This is a genomic window from Streptomyces agglomeratus, assembly GCF_001746415.1.
In the GTDB taxonomy this organism is placed as follows: Bacteria; Actinomycetota; Actinomycetes; order Streptomycetales; family Streptomycetaceae; genus Streptomyces; species Streptomyces agglomeratus.
In genome coordinates, this window is sequence record NZ_MEHJ01000001.1 from 5,414,095 (window position 1) to 5,431,001 (window position 16,907).

14 protein-coding genes and 1 pseudogene are annotated in these 16,907 nt (G+C 72.4%); 7 read left to right on the top strand and 8 right to left on the bottom strand.

Features of this window, described 5'->3' with window-relative positions:
* Positions 1-15: 15 nt before the first annotated feature.
* Entirely contained in the window at positions 16-444 is a 429-nt protein-coding gene (locus AS594_RS23540; protein ID WP_069928877.1) for an organic hydroperoxide resistance protein, read from the top strand.
* A 189-nt stretch (positions 445-633) separates the two neighbouring features.
* On the opposite strand, the gene AS594_RS23545 is transcribed toward AS594_RS23540, so the two are convergent.
* Positions 634-3,219: a M14 family zinc carboxypeptidase gene (locus AS594_RS23545; protein WP_069928878.1), complete on the bottom strand. Its 2,586-nt coding sequence runs from the start codon at positions 3,217-3,219 to the stop codon at positions 634-636.
* Positions 3,220-3,460: 241 nt separating this feature from the next.
* Here AS594_RS23545 and AS594_RS23550 point away from each other — a divergent pair, with 241 nt between their 5' ends.
* The 3 genes and pseudogenes from AS594_RS23550 to AS594_RS41260 all read left to right on the top strand — a co-directional run.
* Positions 3,461-4,027, top strand: a complete 567-nt coding sequence (locus AS594_RS23550; protein WP_079144440.1) for a GNAT family N-acetyltransferase — start codon at positions 3,461-3,463, stop codon at positions 4,025-4,027.
* 4 nt (positions 4,028-4,031) lie between these two features.
* Positions 4,032-4,838 (top strand): EI24 domain-containing protein, encoded by an 807-nt coding sequence (locus AS594_RS23555; RefSeq protein WP_069928879.1) that lies wholly within the window; start codon positions 4,032-4,034, stop codon positions 4,836-4,838.
* A gap of 178 nt (positions 4,839-5,016) precedes the next feature.
* A pseudogene (locus tag AS594_RS41260) lies at positions 5,017-5,172 on the top strand (LysE family translocator); the annotation flags it as partial.
* Between the two features lie 4 nt (positions 5,173-5,176).
* On the opposite strand, the gene AS594_RS23560 reads toward AS594_RS41260, so the two are convergent.
* Both AS594_RS23560 and AS594_RS23565 read right to left on the bottom strand, forming a co-directional pair.
* Positions 5,177-6,493 carry a pyroglutamyl-peptidase I gene (locus AS594_RS23560; protein ID WP_069932264.1) on the bottom strand — a complete coding sequence of 439 codons (1,317 nt, stop codon included), beginning with the start codon at positions 6,491-6,493 and terminating at the stop codon, positions 5,177-5,179.
* 52 nt (positions 6,494-6,545) lie between these two features.
* Complete coding sequence (locus AS594_RS23565; protein ID WP_069928882.1) at positions 6,546-7,121, bottom strand: TetR/AcrR family transcriptional regulator; 576 nt, start codon at positions 7,119-7,121, stop codon at positions 6,546-6,548.
* 150 nt (positions 7,122-7,271) lie between these two features.
* On the opposite strand from AS594_RS23565, the gene AS594_RS23570 reads away from it, so the two are divergent.
* Positions 7,272-9,752, top strand: a complete 2,481-nt coding sequence (locus AS594_RS23570) for a beta-glucosidase family protein (RefSeq protein ID WP_069928883.1) — start codon at positions 7,272-7,274, stop codon at positions 9,750-9,752.
* Between the two features lie 87 nt (positions 9,753-9,839).
* Here the strand turns inward: AS594_RS23570 and AS594_RS23575 are convergent, their stop codons facing one another.
* Together AS594_RS23575 and AS594_RS23580 are read right to left on the bottom strand one after the other, a co-directional pair.
* Positions 9,840-10,799: an aldose epimerase family protein gene (locus tag AS594_RS23575; RefSeq protein ID WP_069928884.1), complete on the bottom strand. Its 960-nt coding sequence runs from the start codon at positions 10,797-10,799 to the stop codon at positions 9,840-9,842.
* A gap of 20 nt (positions 10,800-10,819) precedes the next feature.
* The gene (locus AS594_RS23580) at positions 10,820-11,734 is read right to left on the bottom strand and encodes an SGNH/GDSL hydrolase family protein (protein ID WP_069928885.1); all 915 of its coding nucleotides are present in this window, start codon (positions 11,732-11,734) and stop codon (positions 10,820-10,822) included.
* A 306-nt stretch (positions 11,735-12,040) separates the two neighbouring features.
* Between AS594_RS23580 and AS594_RS23585 the strand changes: the two genes are divergently transcribed.
* Together AS594_RS23585 and AS594_RS23590 are read left to right on the top strand one after the other, a co-directional pair.
* Positions 12,041-12,535 (top strand): DUF3145 domain-containing protein, encoded by a 495-nt coding sequence (locus AS594_RS23585; protein ID WP_069928886.1) that lies wholly within the window; start codon positions 12,041-12,043, stop codon positions 12,533-12,535.
* 84 nt (positions 12,536-12,619) lie between these two features.
* Positions 12,620-14,122 (top strand): outer membrane protein assembly factor BamB family protein, encoded by a 1,503-nt coding sequence (locus AS594_RS23590; RefSeq protein ID WP_079144439.1) that lies wholly within the window; start codon positions 12,620-12,622, stop codon positions 14,120-14,122.
* Between the two features lie 85 nt (positions 14,123-14,207).
* Here AS594_RS23590 and fabF read toward each other — a convergent pair whose 3' ends face one another.
* The 3 genes from fabF to AS594_RS23605 form a co-directional block, all read right to left on the bottom strand.
* The gene (gene fabF / locus AS594_RS23595) at positions 14,208-15,470 is read right to left on the bottom strand and encodes a beta-ketoacyl-ACP synthase II (RefSeq protein ID WP_069928888.1); all 1,263 of its coding nucleotides are present in this window, start codon (positions 15,468-15,470) and stop codon (positions 14,208-14,210) included.
* Positions 15,471-15,548: 78 nt separating this feature from the next.
* Positions 15,549-15,797: an acyl carrier protein gene (locus AS594_RS23600; RefSeq protein WP_028811172.1), complete on the bottom strand. Its 249-nt coding sequence runs from the start codon at positions 15,795-15,797 to the stop codon at positions 15,549-15,551.
* A 70-nt stretch (positions 15,798-15,867) separates the two neighbouring features.
* Positions 15,868-16,899 (bottom strand): ketoacyl-ACP synthase III, encoded by a 1,032-nt coding sequence (locus tag AS594_RS23605; protein ID WP_069928889.1) that lies wholly within the window; start codon positions 16,897-16,899, stop codon positions 15,868-15,870.
* Between the last annotated feature and the right edge of the window lie 8 nt (positions 16,900-16,907).

Genomic DNA, 16,907 nt, shown 5'->3' on the forward strand with positions numbered 1-16,907 from the left:
GAGGAATGCTTCAGCATGACCATTCTCGACATAGACGTGAAGTACACCGCTGTCGCCACCGCCGAGAACGGCCGTGACGGCCGCGTGGCGTCGGACGACGGCAAGCTCGACGTCGTCGTCAACCCGCCCAAGGAGATGGGCGGCAGTGGCGCCGGCACCAACCCGGAGCAGCTCTTCGCCGCCGGCTACAGCGCCTGCTTCCAGGGTGCGCTGGGGGTCGTCGCGCGCAAGGAGAACGTGGACATCTCCGGCTCGACCGTGACCGCGAAGGTCGGCATCGGCTCGAACGGAAACGGCGGCTTCGGCCTTGAGGTGGCGCTCTCCGCGCACATCCCGACCGTGGACGAGGCCACCGCGCTGGATCTGCTGGAGAAGGCGCACCAGGTGTGCCCGTACTCCAACGCGACCCGCGGCAACATCAAGGTCGACCTGGCCGTCGTCTGACGTCTGCCGGGACGCGGAGCACCGCTGACCTGAAAGGCCGCACCCCGTCCAAGGGGTGCGGCCTTTCGCGGTCGTTTTCGCAGTCGCTTCGGCTTTCGCGGGCGGCCAGGACCAGCAGCCTCGCGGGCGGACGTCCTGGCCCACGCCGCCCGGTCATTGAGTGACGGCCGCCGGGGAAATGTTCCCGACTCAGCCGGCCGCGACGACCAGTGCCCGGCCGAGCTGCGCGTATGCGCCCTTCGGGTGCGCCCGGAACAGCGGTTCCGTACCGAACAGCACGACCTCCGCGCCGCCCTTCGCCGACGTACCGCTGACCACGGCCGCCTTGCCCGCCGCGTCACCGGGACCGCCGCTGCCGTCCCCGGCCGCCCGCCAGTGGCCGGACACGAGCGGGTTGCCCGCGCCGTACGACTGGTCGGCGCGGACGCCGGGACCGAGGTCGGTGAACCACATCGGCGAGTAGACGAAGGTGTGCGCGGGCGCGCCGCCGGTCACCGCGCCGCCCGCGTTGACGACCCGGACGACGCCGTTCGCGTCCCCGTTGCCCTCGACCGGCTTCGCCGCCAGCAGGCCGGCCTCGGAGTTGAACGCGGCTCCCGCCGCGCCCCGGCCGACCACGCCGCCGCCACCGCTCAGGAACGCGTCGAGCGCGCCGCGCGCGGCCGCGTCGAGCTTCCCGTACTCCAGCCCGGACGACACGAACAGGACGTCCGCCTTCGCCCAGTCGAAGCCCGAGTTGAGCGCCGCCGTCGAGACCGGCAGCACCTCGAAGCCCATCTCGCGCAGCGCGAACAGCTCACCGGGGGTGACCGCCGCCGCGACCCGCGTGCGGTGCAGCGTGCCCGTACTCCTGGCCTTGGTGGCGCGGAAGGCGACGCCGTACCGGTCCGCCAGTGCGGCGGCCTTCTTACGGGCGGAGGCCGGCACGAGCGCGCTGCCGTCGGCCGTACGCCGCACCTCCACCCCGTCCCGGAGCAGGGAGTTCAGCGCGGCCAGCTCCTTCGGGTCGTCGAGCCGCAGCCGGAGCGCGCCGCGCGGAGCGACGTAGCCGGCCGGCGACGCGGCCTGGACCGTACGCCCCGCCACGTCCACGCCGCCCGAAGCGCTGCGCACCTTCTCCACGCTCGCGCCCCACAGCAGGCCGAGGCTCCAGCCCGAGATGTCGTACATCGTCGAGACGTCCGCGCTGATGTCCCGGCCCTCGTGCAGGATCACATTGGCCAGGCCGCGCTTGGGCTGGCGCATGTCGACGACGTACGACCCCGCCTCGTACGACCGGCCGCCGAGGCGGAAGTCCCGGTGGGCGCGCCGCACGCGCACGTCATTGGCGACGAGGTGGTCGACGAGCCGGGCCGCGGCCGTCGCGGAGCGCTGGCCCCGGCCGGCCGGGACGACGTACGCCCGCGGGAAGTCCGTCGTGTAGACGTCCTCCGGTCCGATCCCGGGCACGCCCGGAACGGTCTCCGCCGACACCGGCACCTGCGCGGCTCCCGCCGCGCCGCGCCGGAACGTCTCGATCTGGTCGGCCACGACCGAGGACCGGTTCTCGGCCGTGTAGGTGAGCGTCGCGCGCATCGCCGCACCCGCGATGTCGGTGTTGACGGCCGCCCTGCGGCGCAGCTCAGCGACCGGAAGGGTGTCGTACGCGCGGTTGTTGACCTGCATCGGGAACTCGATCGTGTGCGCCGCGACCGCGCCCTGGAACGGCATGTACTGCGGCGTGAAGATCGGCGGCCAGTCGTCCCAGCCCTCCTCCTGGTCGCGGAAGGGGATGACGGCGGGCTCGACGCCGTCCTTCGCCGGCGTGTAACCGAGACCGTTGACGGCGCGTTCCATGCCGAGCGCGTTGGCGTAGGAGTTCTTGAGGAAGAGGTCGTACTCGTAGTTCTCGCCGTGCGGCGGGGTCGTCGGCTCGATGAGCGTGCCGTTGACGTACCCGTGCAGGTCGATCATGACGGCCGGCTGCTTGTCGATGGCGATCCGCCGGATCGCGCGCGCCTCGGGCTGGGTCGCGGTGATGAAGTCCCGGTTGAGGTCGAACCCGTTGGCGTTGGCGCGGGTGCCGGCGATCCGCCCGTCGGGATTGGCCGTGACGTTGAAGTGGACACGCGTCTTGGCCAGCAGATCGGCGGTCTTGCGGTCCTTCGCCTTCGCCAGGTCCCCGATGAGCTTCAGGGCTGCGTCCGTGCCCTCCCACTCGTTGCCGTGGATGTTGTTGTTGATGAACACGGGTGCTTTGTAGGCCGTCTTGATACGACGGTCCTTCGCGGCGGCCGCGGGGGCGTTCTCGATCAGCTCGCGCATCCGCTCCTGCTCCCGCGCCTCGCGGTCGCTCTCCGGCGCGGTGACGGTCACCAGGTACAGCTCGTGCCCGCCGGCCGACCGCCCGGCGACCTCGACGCTGACCCGGTCGCCCAGTTTCTGCAACGTGTTGAGGGCCGGGGCGATCGAGTGGTACGGCGTGAGCCCCAGCTTTATCGACTTGTCGGCCGGATTCGGCGCGGGCGGGGTGAGGTGCGTACGGCGCGGGTACCCGGCGCCCTTGCGCGGCGCGGCGGCCGTCGACCGTCCGCCGTCCAGCGCCTGCGCGGCCGCGTCCGCAGGAGTGCGGGCCGCCTGCCCCTGGCCGGTGGCCCGCTCCCGGTGCACGCCGTCCCCGGCGCCGCCGCCGGTCCCGGGCGGACCGGGCTGTGCGGTGGCGGTGACGGGGAAGAGCAGGACCGCGCTCGCCATGGCGGTCGTGAGGAGGAGGGGTCTCGGTATGCCTGTGCCCATGCGTGTGTCTCCGGGTGCGTCGGAAGCGATCAGAGAAGATCGGTAAGCAGGGGTCTACCCGGTGAATCCCGGTACGACAAGGGGGCGTTGAGGCCGGTGCCGGCCCGGGCCAGCCGGCTCGCGTGGGCCCCGTACCAAGCCGTCGGGACCGCGACGGTCGCTCCCGCCGGACCGGTCGGGTCCCGCGGACGGTCCCCGGAACGCACATGACGAGCGCGGCCATGCCTTGTACGGTCCCCCCATGCCGCCGACGCCGTCCTCGCCCCCGCCCGGCTCCCCGCCCCCGCCCCTGCCTCCCTCCGTGCACCTGACGCGCCTGCGTGCGGAGCACGCCCGGGCCGTGCTCGCCTTCGAGCGGGAGAACCGCGCCTACTTCGCGCGTTCCATACCCGACCGGGGCGACGACTACTTCGCCCACTTCGACTCCCGGCACGCCGCCCTGCTCGCCGAGCAGGAAACCGGCGCGTGCCACTTTCACCTCCTCCTCGACGACCACGGCGACGTACTCGGCCGCGTCAACCTGGTCGACGTCAACCTGGTCGACGACACGGACTCGACCGCCGACCTCGGCTATCGCGTCGCCGAGCGCGCTGCCGGACGCGGCCTGGCCGGAGCAGCCGTACGCGAGATCCGCGCCCGCGCCGCGACCGACTACGGCCTCACGGCTCTCACCGCCGCCACCACGCTCGACAACCCCGCCTCGCGCGCCGTCCTGACCCGCAACGGCTTCGTCCCGGTCGGCGACATCGACCTGGGCGGGCGGCCGGGTACGCGGTATCAGCTCCGCCTGGGCCAGTGGATAGGCTGAAGCCATGCGTGATCTCGGGGTGGGTTTCGGTTACTTGATGAAAGGCCAGCGCTGGGCAGGCCGGCACGGCAAGTCCTACGGCTTCGGGCTGCTGCCCGGCCTGGTGACCCTGGTGCTGTACGCCGGTGCGCTCGTCGGGCTCGGCCTCGGCGCCGACGACCTGACGGCCTGGGCCACGCCCTTCGCCGACGACTGGGGCTCGCCCTGGCTCGGCCTCTTCCGGGGCGCGCTGACCGCCCTGCTCTTCGCGCTGGCGCTGTTCCTCGCGGTGATCACCTTCACCGCCGTGACGCTGCTCGTCGGCCAGCCCTTCTACGAGGCGCTGTCCGAGCGCGTCGACCGCTCGGTGTCCCCAGACGGGACCGCCCCCGAGTCGGATCTCCCGCTGATCCGCGAACTGTGGATCTCCGCCCGGGACAGCCTGCGCGTCCTCGTCCGGGTGCTGCTGTACGGCATCCTGCTCTTCGCCTGCGGTTTTATCCCGGTGATCGGCCAGACCGTCGTCCCGGTCATCGGCTTCTGTGTCTCCGGCTTCTTCCTCGCGCAGGAGCTGACGTCGGTGGCGCTCCAGCGCCGGGGCATCGAGCTGAAGCAGCGGCTCGCGCTGCTGCGCGGCCGCCGCCTCCTCACGCTCGGCTTCGGGGTCCCCATCACCCTCGCCTTCCTCGTGCCGCTGGTCGCCGTCTTCCTGATGCCCGGCGCGGTGGCCGGGGCCACGCTGATGGCACGTGACCTGCTGGAGGAGCCGTCGGCCGACGCGGACGACGTCGTGGCCGGCGACGTGGTGACGCCGCCGCCCGCTACCGCGTAGGCACGTCGGGCCGCACCAGGCCCGCCTCGTGCCGCGCCGCCTCGGCGACCGGCGTACCGTCCGGCCCGCACACCGCGCCCAGCCCGGCCCCGGCGTGAACTGCGCCGCTGCGACCAGTATGCGGACCATTGTCGGCAATCCCTTGATCGGCGGGGGCGGGACGGCAAGCATCACTGGCATGACAGAAGTGATAGCCGTAGCCGTCATCACCCTTCTCGCCGTCATCAGCCCGGGCGCCGACTTCGCGATGGTCGTCCGCAGCAGTTGCCTCTACGGGCGTACGACCGGCCTGTTCGCCGCCGCCGGAGTGGCCGCGGGCGTACTCGTCCATCTGCCGGTCAGGGCGTGCCCGCCGCCACCGTGACGATCGCCCGCACCTGCGCGACGATGTCCAGCCGGTCGCGCTCGAACTCGGGGTCGGTGACCTCGGTCGTGTTGCCCGCGCCGAACCGGAGCACCGGCGTGTGGACATGCCCGCCGGGCAGCTCCCGCAGCCCCAGGCGGTCGCGCAGCAGTGTCGCGCGGTAGGCGATCTCGTTCGAGAGGTAGTCGCCGCCGCCCCCGGCGCGTGCGGCCGAGCCCGGAGTCGGGCCGTCCGGCCGGACCACGGGGGCGGTCGCGCCCGCCGGTACCTCGGTCACCGACGTGTTGTCGTACACGGGGAAGCGCCCGGTGTCGGCCGCCACGATCTCCCGGTACGGAAGCGTGGTGGCGGTCCACTGCGGCTGCGAGGCGGGGTCGTCCACCGGAACGGTCCCGGTGAACGACTCGTTCGCGTTGTCCCCGAAGCCCCCGCGCCAGGCCCCGTTGTGGCGCTCGACGTCGAACCGGCCGACCCTGCCCTGGCTCACCGTGGCGAAGAGGTCGACCCCCGGCAGGTGCGGGCGCAGGGCGCGTTCGACCGTGCCGTCCGCGAAGTCCCGCCACCGGACGGGGAAGACGGCCGTCTCGATCCGCGCGGGGCCGTCGGCGGTCCGTACGACCGTGCCGTCCAGCGCGAGCGCCGTCGCACCCGACGGGTTGCTGATCCGGATGTCCCGGTCCAGCGTGAACGGGTCGAAGCCGGTGACGAGTACGCGCTTGAGACCTTTGTCCGTGCCGGTGCCGGTGCCGGTGCCGGTGTCCGTGCCCTTGCCCGCTCCGGTCTTCGCCGCCGGGAAGCGGATCGTGTCCTGGCCGCGCGAGGACCGCTCCAGCCGGCCCAGCAGCCTCGCCCGCGCCGCGTCGGAGAGCCCGAACGGCGCCTGCCACTGGCGCAGTTCGCGCGTCATGCTCAACCGCGCCCAGTACAGCGGCCGGTCGTCGTCCCGGCTCATGTCGCCGCCGGCCGGGCCCCGCCCCTGCGCCCGGTCCACGGCCCGCTGCCAGAGCCGCGATCCGTGTCGTACGACGGCCCGTTCGGCAGCGGTGTACGACCGCACCCTGTCCAGCGTTCGCGCGAAGTCCGCCGCCGCGGCGTCGAATCCGCTGCGCCGTAGGATCTCCTGCGGAACGGCACGCTCCAGCCGCTGCTCCTCGACGGTCGCCGCAGCCGCGGCCGGCGGCTGCGCCGCCGCGGCGGGCAGCGCCCCGATCAGCGGCGCCAGGGTCAGGAGCGTGACGCCAAGTGCGGTGCGCCGGGAGCGATTCGGACGTGCCGGGCGTATCGGGGACACGGTGATCCTTCCGTCGGGTGGCGGCAGTATCCCGGTACGCCTGTGTCGCGCGCTACGGGGCAGGGGAGCGTTGCAGTAGGGAGAGGAAGTCGCGGAAGGCGGCCGGCATGTCCACCGACCGCGGATCGAGCAGCCACTGGTACTGGAGCCCGTCCATGACCGCCACCAGCAGCGGAGCCGCCTGTTCGGGTGTGAGCCCGCCGGGCAGCGCGTCGCCGTACTCCGCGCGCAGGGCGCTCGCCATGCCCGCACGGACCTGGGCGTAGCGGTGGGTGAAGAACTCCTGCGCCGGATGGTCCTCGGTGACGCTCTCGCCGAGCAGTGCGGAGAAGGTCTGCACGATCCCGGGACGCATCGCGTTGTACTCGACGAGCGAGTCGAGCAGGTCCAGCCGCCAGGCCCCGGCGCTTCGCCCCGAGCCGCCGGTGTCCCACTGGTCGCGCTCCTCGAGTACGGCGACCAGCAGGTTCTCCTTGGTGGGGAAGTAGTGCAGCAACCCCTGCTGGGTCAGGCCGACGCGCTCGGCGACCGCGCCGAGCGTCGCCCCCCGGTAGCCGCGTTCGGCGATCACTTCGAGGGCCGCGCGCAGAATCTCCGCCCGCCGCTCCTCGCTCCTGGCCCTGGCCATCGCGCTGGTCCTTTCCCCTCGTACGTGCTGGCAGGACGGTACGCCATCGCCAATAATCACGAAAGAATAACGAAGCCTACCACTCTACAGGTAAACGCGTGACGATGGACGGGCGCGAGACCCGCAGAACTTCAACGAGGAGGTACGGCCGTGGCAGCAGACCCCACCCCCCAGGACACCGGCGTGACCGACGGCGCCGACCGGACGCGCGAGGAGGCCGTCGAAGCGGCCCTGCGCAAACTCGGCCTCGAAGACAAGGCACGGCTGCTCGGCGGCCAGGACATGTGGTCCCTGCCCGCACTTCCCGAGATCGGCCTGAAGTCCCTCGTCATGTCCGACGGCCCGGTGGGCGTGCGCGGCGTCCGCTGGACCGCCGACGACCCGTCGATCGCCCTGCCGTCACCGACCGCGCTCGCCGCGACCTGGGACCCGGAGCTGGCCCGCCGCGCCGGCCGCCTGCTCGCCCAGGAGGCCCGCCGCAAGAACGTGCACGTCCTCCTCGCCCCTACGGTCAACCTGCACCGCTCGCCCCTCGGCGGCCGGCACTTCGAGTGCTACTCCGAGGACCCGCACCTCACCGGCGAGATCGGCACCGGGTACGTGCGGGGCGTCCAGGACGGCGGCGTCGGCACCACCGTCAAGCACTTCGTGGCCAACGACGCGGAGACCGACCGCTTCACCGTCGACAACGTCATCGCCCCCCGCCCGCTGCGCGAGCTGTACCTCGCCCCCTTCGAGGCCATCGTCAAGAACGCCCACCCCTGGGGCATCATGTCGGCGTACAACCAGGTCAACGGCGTGACCATGACCGAGCACCGCTACCTCCAGAACGAGGTGCTGCGCGGCGAGTGGGGCTTCGACGGCTTCATCGTCTCCGACTGGATGGCCGCGCGCTCCACGACCGGCGGCATCGAAGGCGGCCTCGACGTCGCGATGCCGGGCCCGGCCACCGTCTACGGCGACGCGCTCGCCGGCGCCGTCAGGTCGGGCGAGGCCGACGAGGCCGCCGTCGACGACGCGGTGCGCAACGTCCTGCGGCTCGCCGCCCGCGTCGGCATTCTGGAAGGCGCCCCGCCGGTCGTCACCGAGCTGCCGGAGGCGGTCGACGGGCAGGCGCTGGCCCGCGAGGTGGCCCGTCGCGCTTTCGTCCTCGTACGCAACGAGAACCACATCCTGCCCTTCGACGCTTCGAAGCTCCGCAAGCTCGCGCTCATCGGGGCGGCGGCGCGCGACGCGCGCGTCCTGGGCGGCGGCTCCGCCACCGTCTTCCCCGAGCGGGTAATCGCCCCCCTCGACGGCCTCGCCGCCGCGCTCCCGGACTCGGCCCTCACCTACGCCGTCGGGGCCGACCCCAGCGACGAACTCAGCCCCGCCGACAAGGGCTTCAGCCTCCAGGCCGTCTGCCGCGACGCCGCCGGCGACGTCATCGGTACGCGCTCGCTGCCCGGCGGCCAGGTCCAGTGGATCGGCAACGACCTGCCGGACGGCGTCACCCACGAGACGCTCCACAGCGTCGAGGTCAGGGGCACCTTCGTCCCGCGCGAGAGCGGCGAGCACGCCTTCGGCACCCGCGGCCTCGGCGCCTACACGCTGACCGTCGCCGGAGAGGTCCTCTACGACGGCGTCCAGCCCATCTCCGACGCCTCCGACCCCTTCGAGGCGTTCTTCGGCGCCCCGGCGGAACGCGGCCGCGTCCGCCTCACCGCGGGCGAGCCGGTGGAGGTCTCCCTCACCCACCCGGTCGACAGGCGGGACGACGCGCCGCTCCCGGCGGTCATGTTCTCGTTCCTGCACGGAGCGCCCCGGCGTGACGCCGACGAACTGATCGCCGAGGCCGTCGACGCGGCGCGGGACGCCGACGCGGCGGTCGTCGTCGTCGCCACGACGGAACGCGTCGAGTCGGAGGGCTTCGACCGTACGGACCTGCGCCTGCCGGGCCGCCAGGACGACCTGGTCCGCGCGGTGGCCGCCGCCAATCCGAACACCGTCGTGGTCGTCAACGCCGGTTCGCCGGTGGAGATGCCGTGGCGCGAGGACGTCGCGGCCGTGCTGCTCGGCTGGTTCCCGGGCCAGGAGGGCGGCGCGGCGCTCGCCGACGTGCTGCTCGGCGCCGAGGAGCCGGGCGGGCGGCTGCCGACCACCTGGCCGGCCGCATTCGCCGACGCGCCGGTCACGGAGGTCGTGCCCACCGACGGCGAACTCCGCTACCGCGAGGGCCTGTTCGTCGGCTACCGCGCGTGGGACAGGGCCGGTACCGCGCCCGCGTACCCGTTCGGCCACGGCCTGGGCTACACCACCTGGGAGTACGAGTCCCTGGAGGTGACCCCGGCGACGGCCAAGGTCCGGGTCCGCAACACCGGTTCACGCCCGGGCCGCGAGGTCGTCCAGGTCTACCTGGCCCCGCAGGCGGACGGGGTGGAGCGGCCGGCGCGGTGGCTGGCGGGCTTCGCGAGCGTCGGGGCGGGGCCGGGGGAGTGGGTGGACGCGGTGATCGCGCTGCCGGCCCGTGCGTTCGAGGTCTGGCAGGAGGAGACGGGTTCCTGGGCCTTCGTCCCCGGCGCGTACGAGGTGCGCACGGGCCGCTCCCTCACCGACACCCGCCTGACGGCGACCCTGGACCTCCAGGGCTGAGCCCTTGCGGGCACGTCCTCGAACGCCGGAGGGGCCGGATCGGCTACCGCGGCCGATCCAGCCCCTCCGGCGGCCCACCGGCCCCGCTCAGACCCCCCGCACCCCGAACCCGTACACCGTCGCCGACTCGAAGACCTCGCCCGGCCGCAGCACCACCGGCGGGAACTCCGGCCGGTTCGGCGTATCGGGGAAGTGCTGGGTCTCCAGCGCGACACCGTCGAACCCGTCCGGCGTGTACAGCTGCACCCCCGGCTCCGTCGTGGCGAGCGTCACCACCCGCCCCGACCCCGGGTCGTACAGCTCGCCCACCGCCTCGGGCCCGCCCGTCACACCCTTGTCCAGTACGAAGTTGTGGTCGTACCCGCCGCCCAGCACCCGCGCCTCGCGGAAGTCGAAGCGGGACCCGTCCACCGGCCGGATCTCCCCGGTCGGTATCCCGGTGCCGTCCACCGGCGTCACCGCCCCCGCCGCCAGCCGCAGCTCGTACGGGCCGCCGCCCCCGAGACTCCAGTACGTGTGGTTCGTCAGGTTCACCACCGTCGGCGCGTCCGTCACCGCCCGGTAGGCGATCCGCAGCGCCCCGCCCTCCTCCAGCGTGTACGTCGCCGAGACCTCGACGCGCCCGGGGAAACCCTCCTCGCCGTCGGGACTGACCCGCGAGAGCCGCACGCCCTGCGCGACCGCCTCCGCGTCCCACACCCGCTTGTCGAAGCCGCGCTCACCGCCGTGCAGACTGTGCGGCCCGCCGTTGCGCGTCGGCGCGTACCCGCGCCCGTCCAGCTCGAAGGCCCCGCCCGCGATCCGGTTCGCGTACCGCCCGACCAGCGCCCCGAAGTAGGGGCCGGGGCAGTCCAGGTACCCGGCGAGGCTGCCGAAGCCGACCCCCACGCCGCCGACACGCCCGTCCCGGTCGGGCGTTTCCACCGACTGGACGATCCCGCCGTACGTCAGGACGCGCACCACCACCCCGTCCCGTTCCAGGACCCAGCGATGGACGGGCGTGCCGTCGTGGAGTGTGCCGAAGAGGTCCGAGGAGTGCGCGCTCATGATCGGAAAGCCTAAGCGACCTACTCCGGGGGCCGCGCGGCCGTGATGTTGCGGTACGCGATCTCCGCGAGCCGCTGCTGACCGTTCCGGCTCGGGTGGAACCAGTCCCACTGGCTCAACTGGTCGCCCGTGAACCGGTACTCGAAGACCGCCCCGCCGTCGTACCGGCAGCGCGAGTCCCGCGCGCACACGTCCTCGAGCACCTTGTTGTACGCGACGACCCGCTCCCGCACCGACTCCCGCCGCGCCACCGCCGCCGCGTCCATCGCGTCCGGCGACGCCAGCATCGACTGGCAGATCCCCAGCGCCCAGATCTGCTTGCCCATCGGGTTCACACGACCCTCGGACCAGAGCCGCTTCAGATCCGGCACGCTCGACACGTACAGCTGGGACTTGGGCAGCTCGCCACGGAACTTCTTCACCGACGTCTCGAAGTACGTCCGGAAGTCAGCCACCGATGTCATGTGCGACACATCGTCACGGCAGGCGTCGTTCGCCCCCACCATGACCGTCACCAGCTCGGGCCTGTCCGCCACCGCCCGCGCCATCTGCTCCGGCAGCTCGGCTATCCGTGCGCCCGACTTGGCGTGGTTCCAGGTGCGCGCGGTCGCTCCCGCCCTGCCGAGCAGCCGCCACGCCACGCTGCGCACTGTCGGCTCCGTGCCCGTCGCCCAGGACACCTCGGGGCAGTCCGCGAGTACCGTGCACGCGTCGAAACCGCGCGTGATGGAGTCCCCGACCGCCGCGACGGAGTCCGGGCTGCGGTCCCACGGAGGAGTGGGCCTCGGTGAGGGCCGCCGGGCCTCGGACGAACCGCCCGGACCCGTGTCGTCCGCCGCGTCGCACCCGGCGACCGCGCCCAGCAGGACGAGCAGCGCCGCCGTCGCGGTGGCCACGGCGGCGCGCGAGCGGCGTTCGCGGCGGCGTACCCGCATCCCCTGATCCCCTCCGTTGCGTCGGACGGGGGTCCTGGCGAGTGAAAGCTTCGTGTCCACGGCCCCCCGGACCGACAGTACGTCACCCGCCGGACGCCGCCGCACGGTAGTTTTTCCCCGTCGAACCAGCAGCCCTTCGCCCATCCGGGGCTCCGGTAAATTACATCACGTCACATACTGTCCCTTTTCAGGAGATTAACTCCCGATGCTGTTTACTGTTGACAACCTCGGGAGCCGACCGGGAAGAGGCGGTACGGGCGCGAGGCCGCTGGGGAAGGCGAACCTCGTCCCACACTGGAGGTCCCGGTGACGACACGTGGAGTTCTGTACGTTCACTCCGCACCGCGCGCGCTGTGCCCGCACGTCGAATGGGCAGTAGCGGGCGTACTCGGTGTGCGGGTCAATCTCGACTGGATCAGACAGCCGGCCTCGCCCGGCACCTGGAGAGCCGAGTTCTCCTGGCAGGCCCAGGCGGGCACCGCCTCCAAGCTGGCCTCCGCCCTGCGCGGCTGGCACCTGCTGCGCTTCGAAGTGACGGCCGAACCGTGCCCCACGGCCGAGGGCGAGCGCTACAGCTCCACCCCCGGCCTCGGCATCTTCCACGCCGTCACCGGAATGCACGGCGACATCCTCATCCCCGAGGACCGGCTGCGCGCCGCTCTCGCCCGCTCGGTGGGCGGCGAGACCGACCTGGAGGCCGAGGTCGCCAAGCTGCTCGGCAAGCCGTGGGACGACGAACTGGAACCCTTCAGATACGCGGGCGAGGGCGCCCCGGTGCGCTGGCTCCACCAGGTGGTCTGACCCTCCCGACCGCGGCCGTCCGCCGCCCGGATACATTCCGCCCCACAGTGCACACACGGTGCACCACCTGTGTAGGGGTCGGTTGTGCGTATACGACCGGCGGCCAAAGTGGCCGCCGTCCTGTTGTCCTCGGTCGTGCTCTGCTGGGCCGTTCTCTTCCATGCCCTGGGCTGGACCGCGCTGGTACGCGAGAGCGGCGGTTCGTGCGGCGGTGACGACTGCCCGGAGGGCCTGCCCGCCGTGCTCGTCCTGGCCGTCGTGTTCTCCGTCGGCGGTGTGGCTCTCATCGGCTGGACGCTGACGCGGGCGAAACTGAGCCGGGGGGCCGCCGCGGCCGTCGTGGTGAGCGGCCTGCTGGCCGGCCTGCTGCCCGGCGTGTACGGCTACCAGTGGCTCCGCGGCGAGCAGGCGCGCGCCGACGCGCCGGCGACGGCCGACGGGCCGGTGCGCGGCGCCGAGCGGCTGAAGCTCGCCTGGCGGACCGAACCAAACAGCGGCGCCGCCCCCCGCGGACTTCGCGGCTGGTCCGCCGGCGACACCGTCGTCCGGGTCCGCGCCGACGGGCTCTCCGCCCACGCCGTGCGGGACGGCAAACAGCGGTGGAACGTCACGGCGCCGGTCCGCCAGTCCGTGTGCGCCCAGAGCACGCGCCCGGCCGAGGGCATCGGACTCGTCGCCTACGGACGCCAGAACAAGCCCTGCCTGACGCTCGCCGCCGTACGGCTCGACAACGGCACCACGTTGTGGAAGCGGACACTCAAGGGTGAAGGCATCGGCAAGGGCATCGCGCTGGGCGGCGCCACCGCCGTCACCCCGGAGGACGGGGCGGTGGTCGGACGCGACGCCGCGACCGGCGGCGAGCGGTGGCAGCGTCCGGTGCCCGAGCGCTGCAAGGCGCTGGCCGTGGGCGCGAGCGCCGCGCGCACCCTGGTGGTCGAGGAGTGCCTCCCGGCGAAGACTGGCGGCGCCGTCGGCGCGCGGCTGCTCGCCCTCGACACCCGTACCGGCGAGGAGCGGTGGGCCACGAAGCTGCCGGTGGAGAGCGCGGGCACCGCGTACGTGTACTCCGCCGAGCCGGCCGTGATCGGTTTCCAGGAGTCCGACCAGCGGGGCGTCCGCGCGGTGCTCGCCTTCGACGACCGGGGCACCAGGCGCGCGGCCGTGCCGTTCACCGGCCGTTCGGGTGACCTCGACATCAGACTCTCCGAGGCGGACCTGACCACCGAGGGCCCCTTCGTGGCGGGCGACACGCTGGTCGCCGCCATGAAGAAGCCGGGCGAGGACCAGCCCCAGTACGTCGGCGGGTTCTCGCTCGCGGACGGCAGGGAGCTGTGGCGTACCGGCAGGCTCGGCGTCATCGGCGCGCTCGCCCTGCGGGAGGACGGACGGGTCGCGGCGCTGACGTCCGGCTGGCCCCGTACGGACGTCGTCGTGCTCGACCCGGCCGCGAAGGGCGCCGCACGCAAGACGGCGCTGGGGGCGGAGGCGCCGGTGTCGATCGACGCCGACATGCTCGCGGTCAGCGACGGCTATGTCGTCGTCAACCGGTACACCGACGGGGAGCCGTCGGTGTTCGCCGTGCGCTGACCGGCGCCGGGAACCGCTGGACGGCGAAGGCCCTGCCGGGAGCACGGAGCTCCCGGCAGGGCCTTTCGGCTGTGCGACGCGCGGATCAGACCGAACGGAAGGCCAGCACCACGTTGTGGCCGCCGAAGCCGAACGAGTTGTTGATCGCGGAAATCGTGCCCTCGGGCAGGGCGCGCGGTTCGCCGCGCACGATGTCGGCGTCGACGTCGGCGTCCAGGTCGTCGACGTTGATGGTCGGCGGAGCCGTCCGGTGGTGCAGCGCGAGCACCGTCGCGACGGTCTCGATGCCGCCGGCGCCGCCCAGCAGGTGCCCGGTCATCGACTTCGTGGCGGACACCGCCACGTGGTCGAGGTCGTCACCGAGGACCCGGCGCAGCGCCTTGATCTCCGCGACGTCGCCCTGCGGGGTCGATGTGGCGTGGGCGTTGAGGTGCACGATCTCATCCGGCTTCAGACCGGTGTCGTCGAGCAGGTTCTGCATGGCGGCGGCGATGCCGCGGCCGCTCGGCTCGGGCTGCGCGATGTGGTGCGCGTCGGCGGACAGGCCCTGGCCGACGACCTCGCAGTACACCCGCGCACCGCGCGCGGCGGCGTGCTCGGCCGACTCCAGGACGACGACGCCCGCGCCCTCGCCGAGGACGAAGCCGTCGCGGCCCGTGTCGTATGGACGCGAGGCCTTCTCGGGCTCGTCGTTGCTCTTGGACATCGCCATCATGTTGGCGAAGGCCGCGATCGGCAGCGGGTGGATCGCCGCTTCCGTACCGCCGGCCACGACCACGTCGGCGCGCCCGGTGCGGATCATCTCGACGGCGTAACCGATGGCTTCGGCGCCGGAGGCGCACGCGGAGACCGGAGTGTGCACGCCCGCCTGGGCGTTGACCTCCAGGCCCACGTTGGCGGAGGGGCCGTTCGGCATGAGCATGGGCACGGTGTGCGGGGAGACGCGGCGTACGCCCTTCTCCTTCAGCACGTCGTACTGGTCGAGCAGGGTCGTGACGCCGCCGATGCCGGAGGCGATGACCGTCCCCAGGCGGTTCGGCTGGATCTTGTCGTCCTCGCCCGCCTTGCCGGTGTAACCGGCGTCGGCCCACGCCTCACGGGCCGCGATCAGCGCGAACTGCGCCGAGCGGTCCAGCTTGCGGGCCAGCGGGCGGGGCAGTACGTCGCCCGGGTCGACGGCCGCGAGGGCCGCGATGCGGACGGGCAGTTCGGCGAAGCGCTCGCCCTCCAGGGGCTTGACGCCGGAACGTCCGGCCAGCAGGCCTTCCCAGGTCGATGCGGCGTCGCCACCCAGCGGTGTTGTTGCGCCGATACCGGTGACGACCACGGTGCGATTGGTCGGGCTCACAGGAATTCTTTCTCCACGTGTAGAGGGTGCTGAATTTTCACGGCGCCACCGCCGGGCGGCGACACAGGACCGGCCGGATCAGGCCTGGTGCTTGAGGATGTAGTCGGCAGCGTCGCCGACCGTCTTGAGGTTCTTGACGTCCTCGTCGGGAATCTTGACGTCGAAGCGCTCTTCGGCGGCGACGACGACCTCGACCATGGACAGCGAGTCGACGTCCAGGTCGTCGGTGAAGGACTTGTCCAGCTGGACGTCCTCGGTGGGGATGCCGGCGATCTCGTTGACGATCTCGGCGAGACCGGTGACGATCTCTTCCTGAGTGGCGGCCATTGTGGCGCTCCTTCGGTGTTGAGCAGAGGGAATTGGGTGGTGCGGCAGGCCGGAAACGGTCCGGACGTGCCTAGGGGAGGGTAACGACCGTCGCGGCGTAGACGAGACCCGCCCCGAAGCCGATGACCAGCGCGGTGTCGCCGCTCTTCGCCTGTCCGGTCGCCAGAAGCCGCTCCATCGCGAGCGGAATCGAGGCGGCCGAGGTGTTACCGGTGGTTTCGACGTCACGGGCGACCGTGACGTGCTCCGGCAGCTTCAGAGTCTTCACCATCGAGTCGATGATCCGCATGTTCGCCTGGTGCGGAATGAAGACGTCGAGGTCGTCCGCGGTGATCCCGGCAGCGTCGAGCGCCTGCTGGGCGACCTTCGCCATCTCGAAGACGGCCCAGCGGAAGACCGCCTGGCCCTCCTGCGTGATGGCCGGGAACTTGACCTCGCCCTTGGAGTCCAGGGGCAGTTGGGACACGTCGCCGATGCGGAAGCGGTCCCACGGCACGGTCTGCTTGATCGTGCCTGCCTTGTCGCCCTCGGACCCCCAGACGGTCGGGCCGATGTGCGGTTCCTGGGCGGGGCCCACGACGACCGCTCCGGCACCGTCGCCGAACAGGAAGGCCGTCGCGCGGTCCTCCAGGTCGGTCAGGTCGGAGAGCCGCTCGACGCCGATGACCAGGACGTACTTCGCGCTGCCTTCGACGACCATGCCCTTGGCGAGGGTCAGGCCGTAGCCGAAACCGGCGCAGCCGGCCGAGATGTCGAAGGCGGCCGGCTTCTTGGCGCCGATCTTGTCCGCGATCTCGGTCGCGACGGCCGGGGTCTGCTGGAAGTGCGAGACGGTGGACACGATGACGCCGTCCACCTCTCCCGCGGTGATCCCGGCGTCGGCCAGCGCCTTGCCGGCGGCCTCGACCGACATGGCGGCCACGGTCTCCTCGTCGGAGGCCCAGTGGCGGGTCACGATGCCGGAGCGGGAGCGGATCCACTCGTCGGACGAGTCGATCGTCTCGAGGATCACCTCGTTGGGCACGACACGGGTCGGACGGTAGCCGCCGACCCCCATGATGCGCGCGTACGGGGCGCCCTGGCTGGGCTTGATCTTCGACATGCTCTCTC

Coding starts and splice junctions, on each gene's coding strand:
- AS594_RS23540 (WP_069928877.1), top strand. CDS start 16: ATGACCATTCTCGACATAGACGTGAAGTACACCGCTGTCGCCACCGCC.
- AS594_RS23545 (WP_069928878.1), bottom strand. CDS start 3,219: ATGGGCACAGGCATACCGAGACCCCTCCTCCTCACGACCGCCATGGCG.
- AS594_RS23550 (WP_079144440.1), top strand. CDS start 3,461: ATGCCGCCGACGCCGTCCTCGCCCCCGCCCGGCTCCCCGCCCCCGCCC.
- AS594_RS23555 (WP_069928879.1), top strand. CDS start 4,032: ATGCGTGATCTCGGGGTGGGTTTCGGTTACTTGATGAAAGGCCAGCGC.
- AS594_RS23565 (WP_069928882.1), bottom strand. CDS start 7,121: ATGGCCAGGGCCAGGAGCGAGGAGCGGCGGGCGGAGATTCTGCGCGCG.
- AS594_RS23575 (WP_069928884.1), bottom strand. CDS start 10,799: ATGAGCGCGCACTCCTCGGACCTCTTCGGCACACTCCACGACGGCACG.
- AS594_RS23580 (WP_069928885.1), bottom strand. CDS start 11,734: ATGCGGGTACGCCGCCGCGAACGCCGCTCGCGCGCCGCCGTGGCCACC.
- AS594_RS23600 (WP_028811172.1), bottom strand. CDS start 15,797: ATGGCCGCCACTCAGGAAGAGATCGTCACCGGTCTCGCCGAGATCGTC.
- AS594_RS23605 (WP_069928889.1), bottom strand. CDS start 16,899: ATGTCGAAGATCAAGCCCAGCCAGGGCGCCCCGTACGCGCGCATCATG.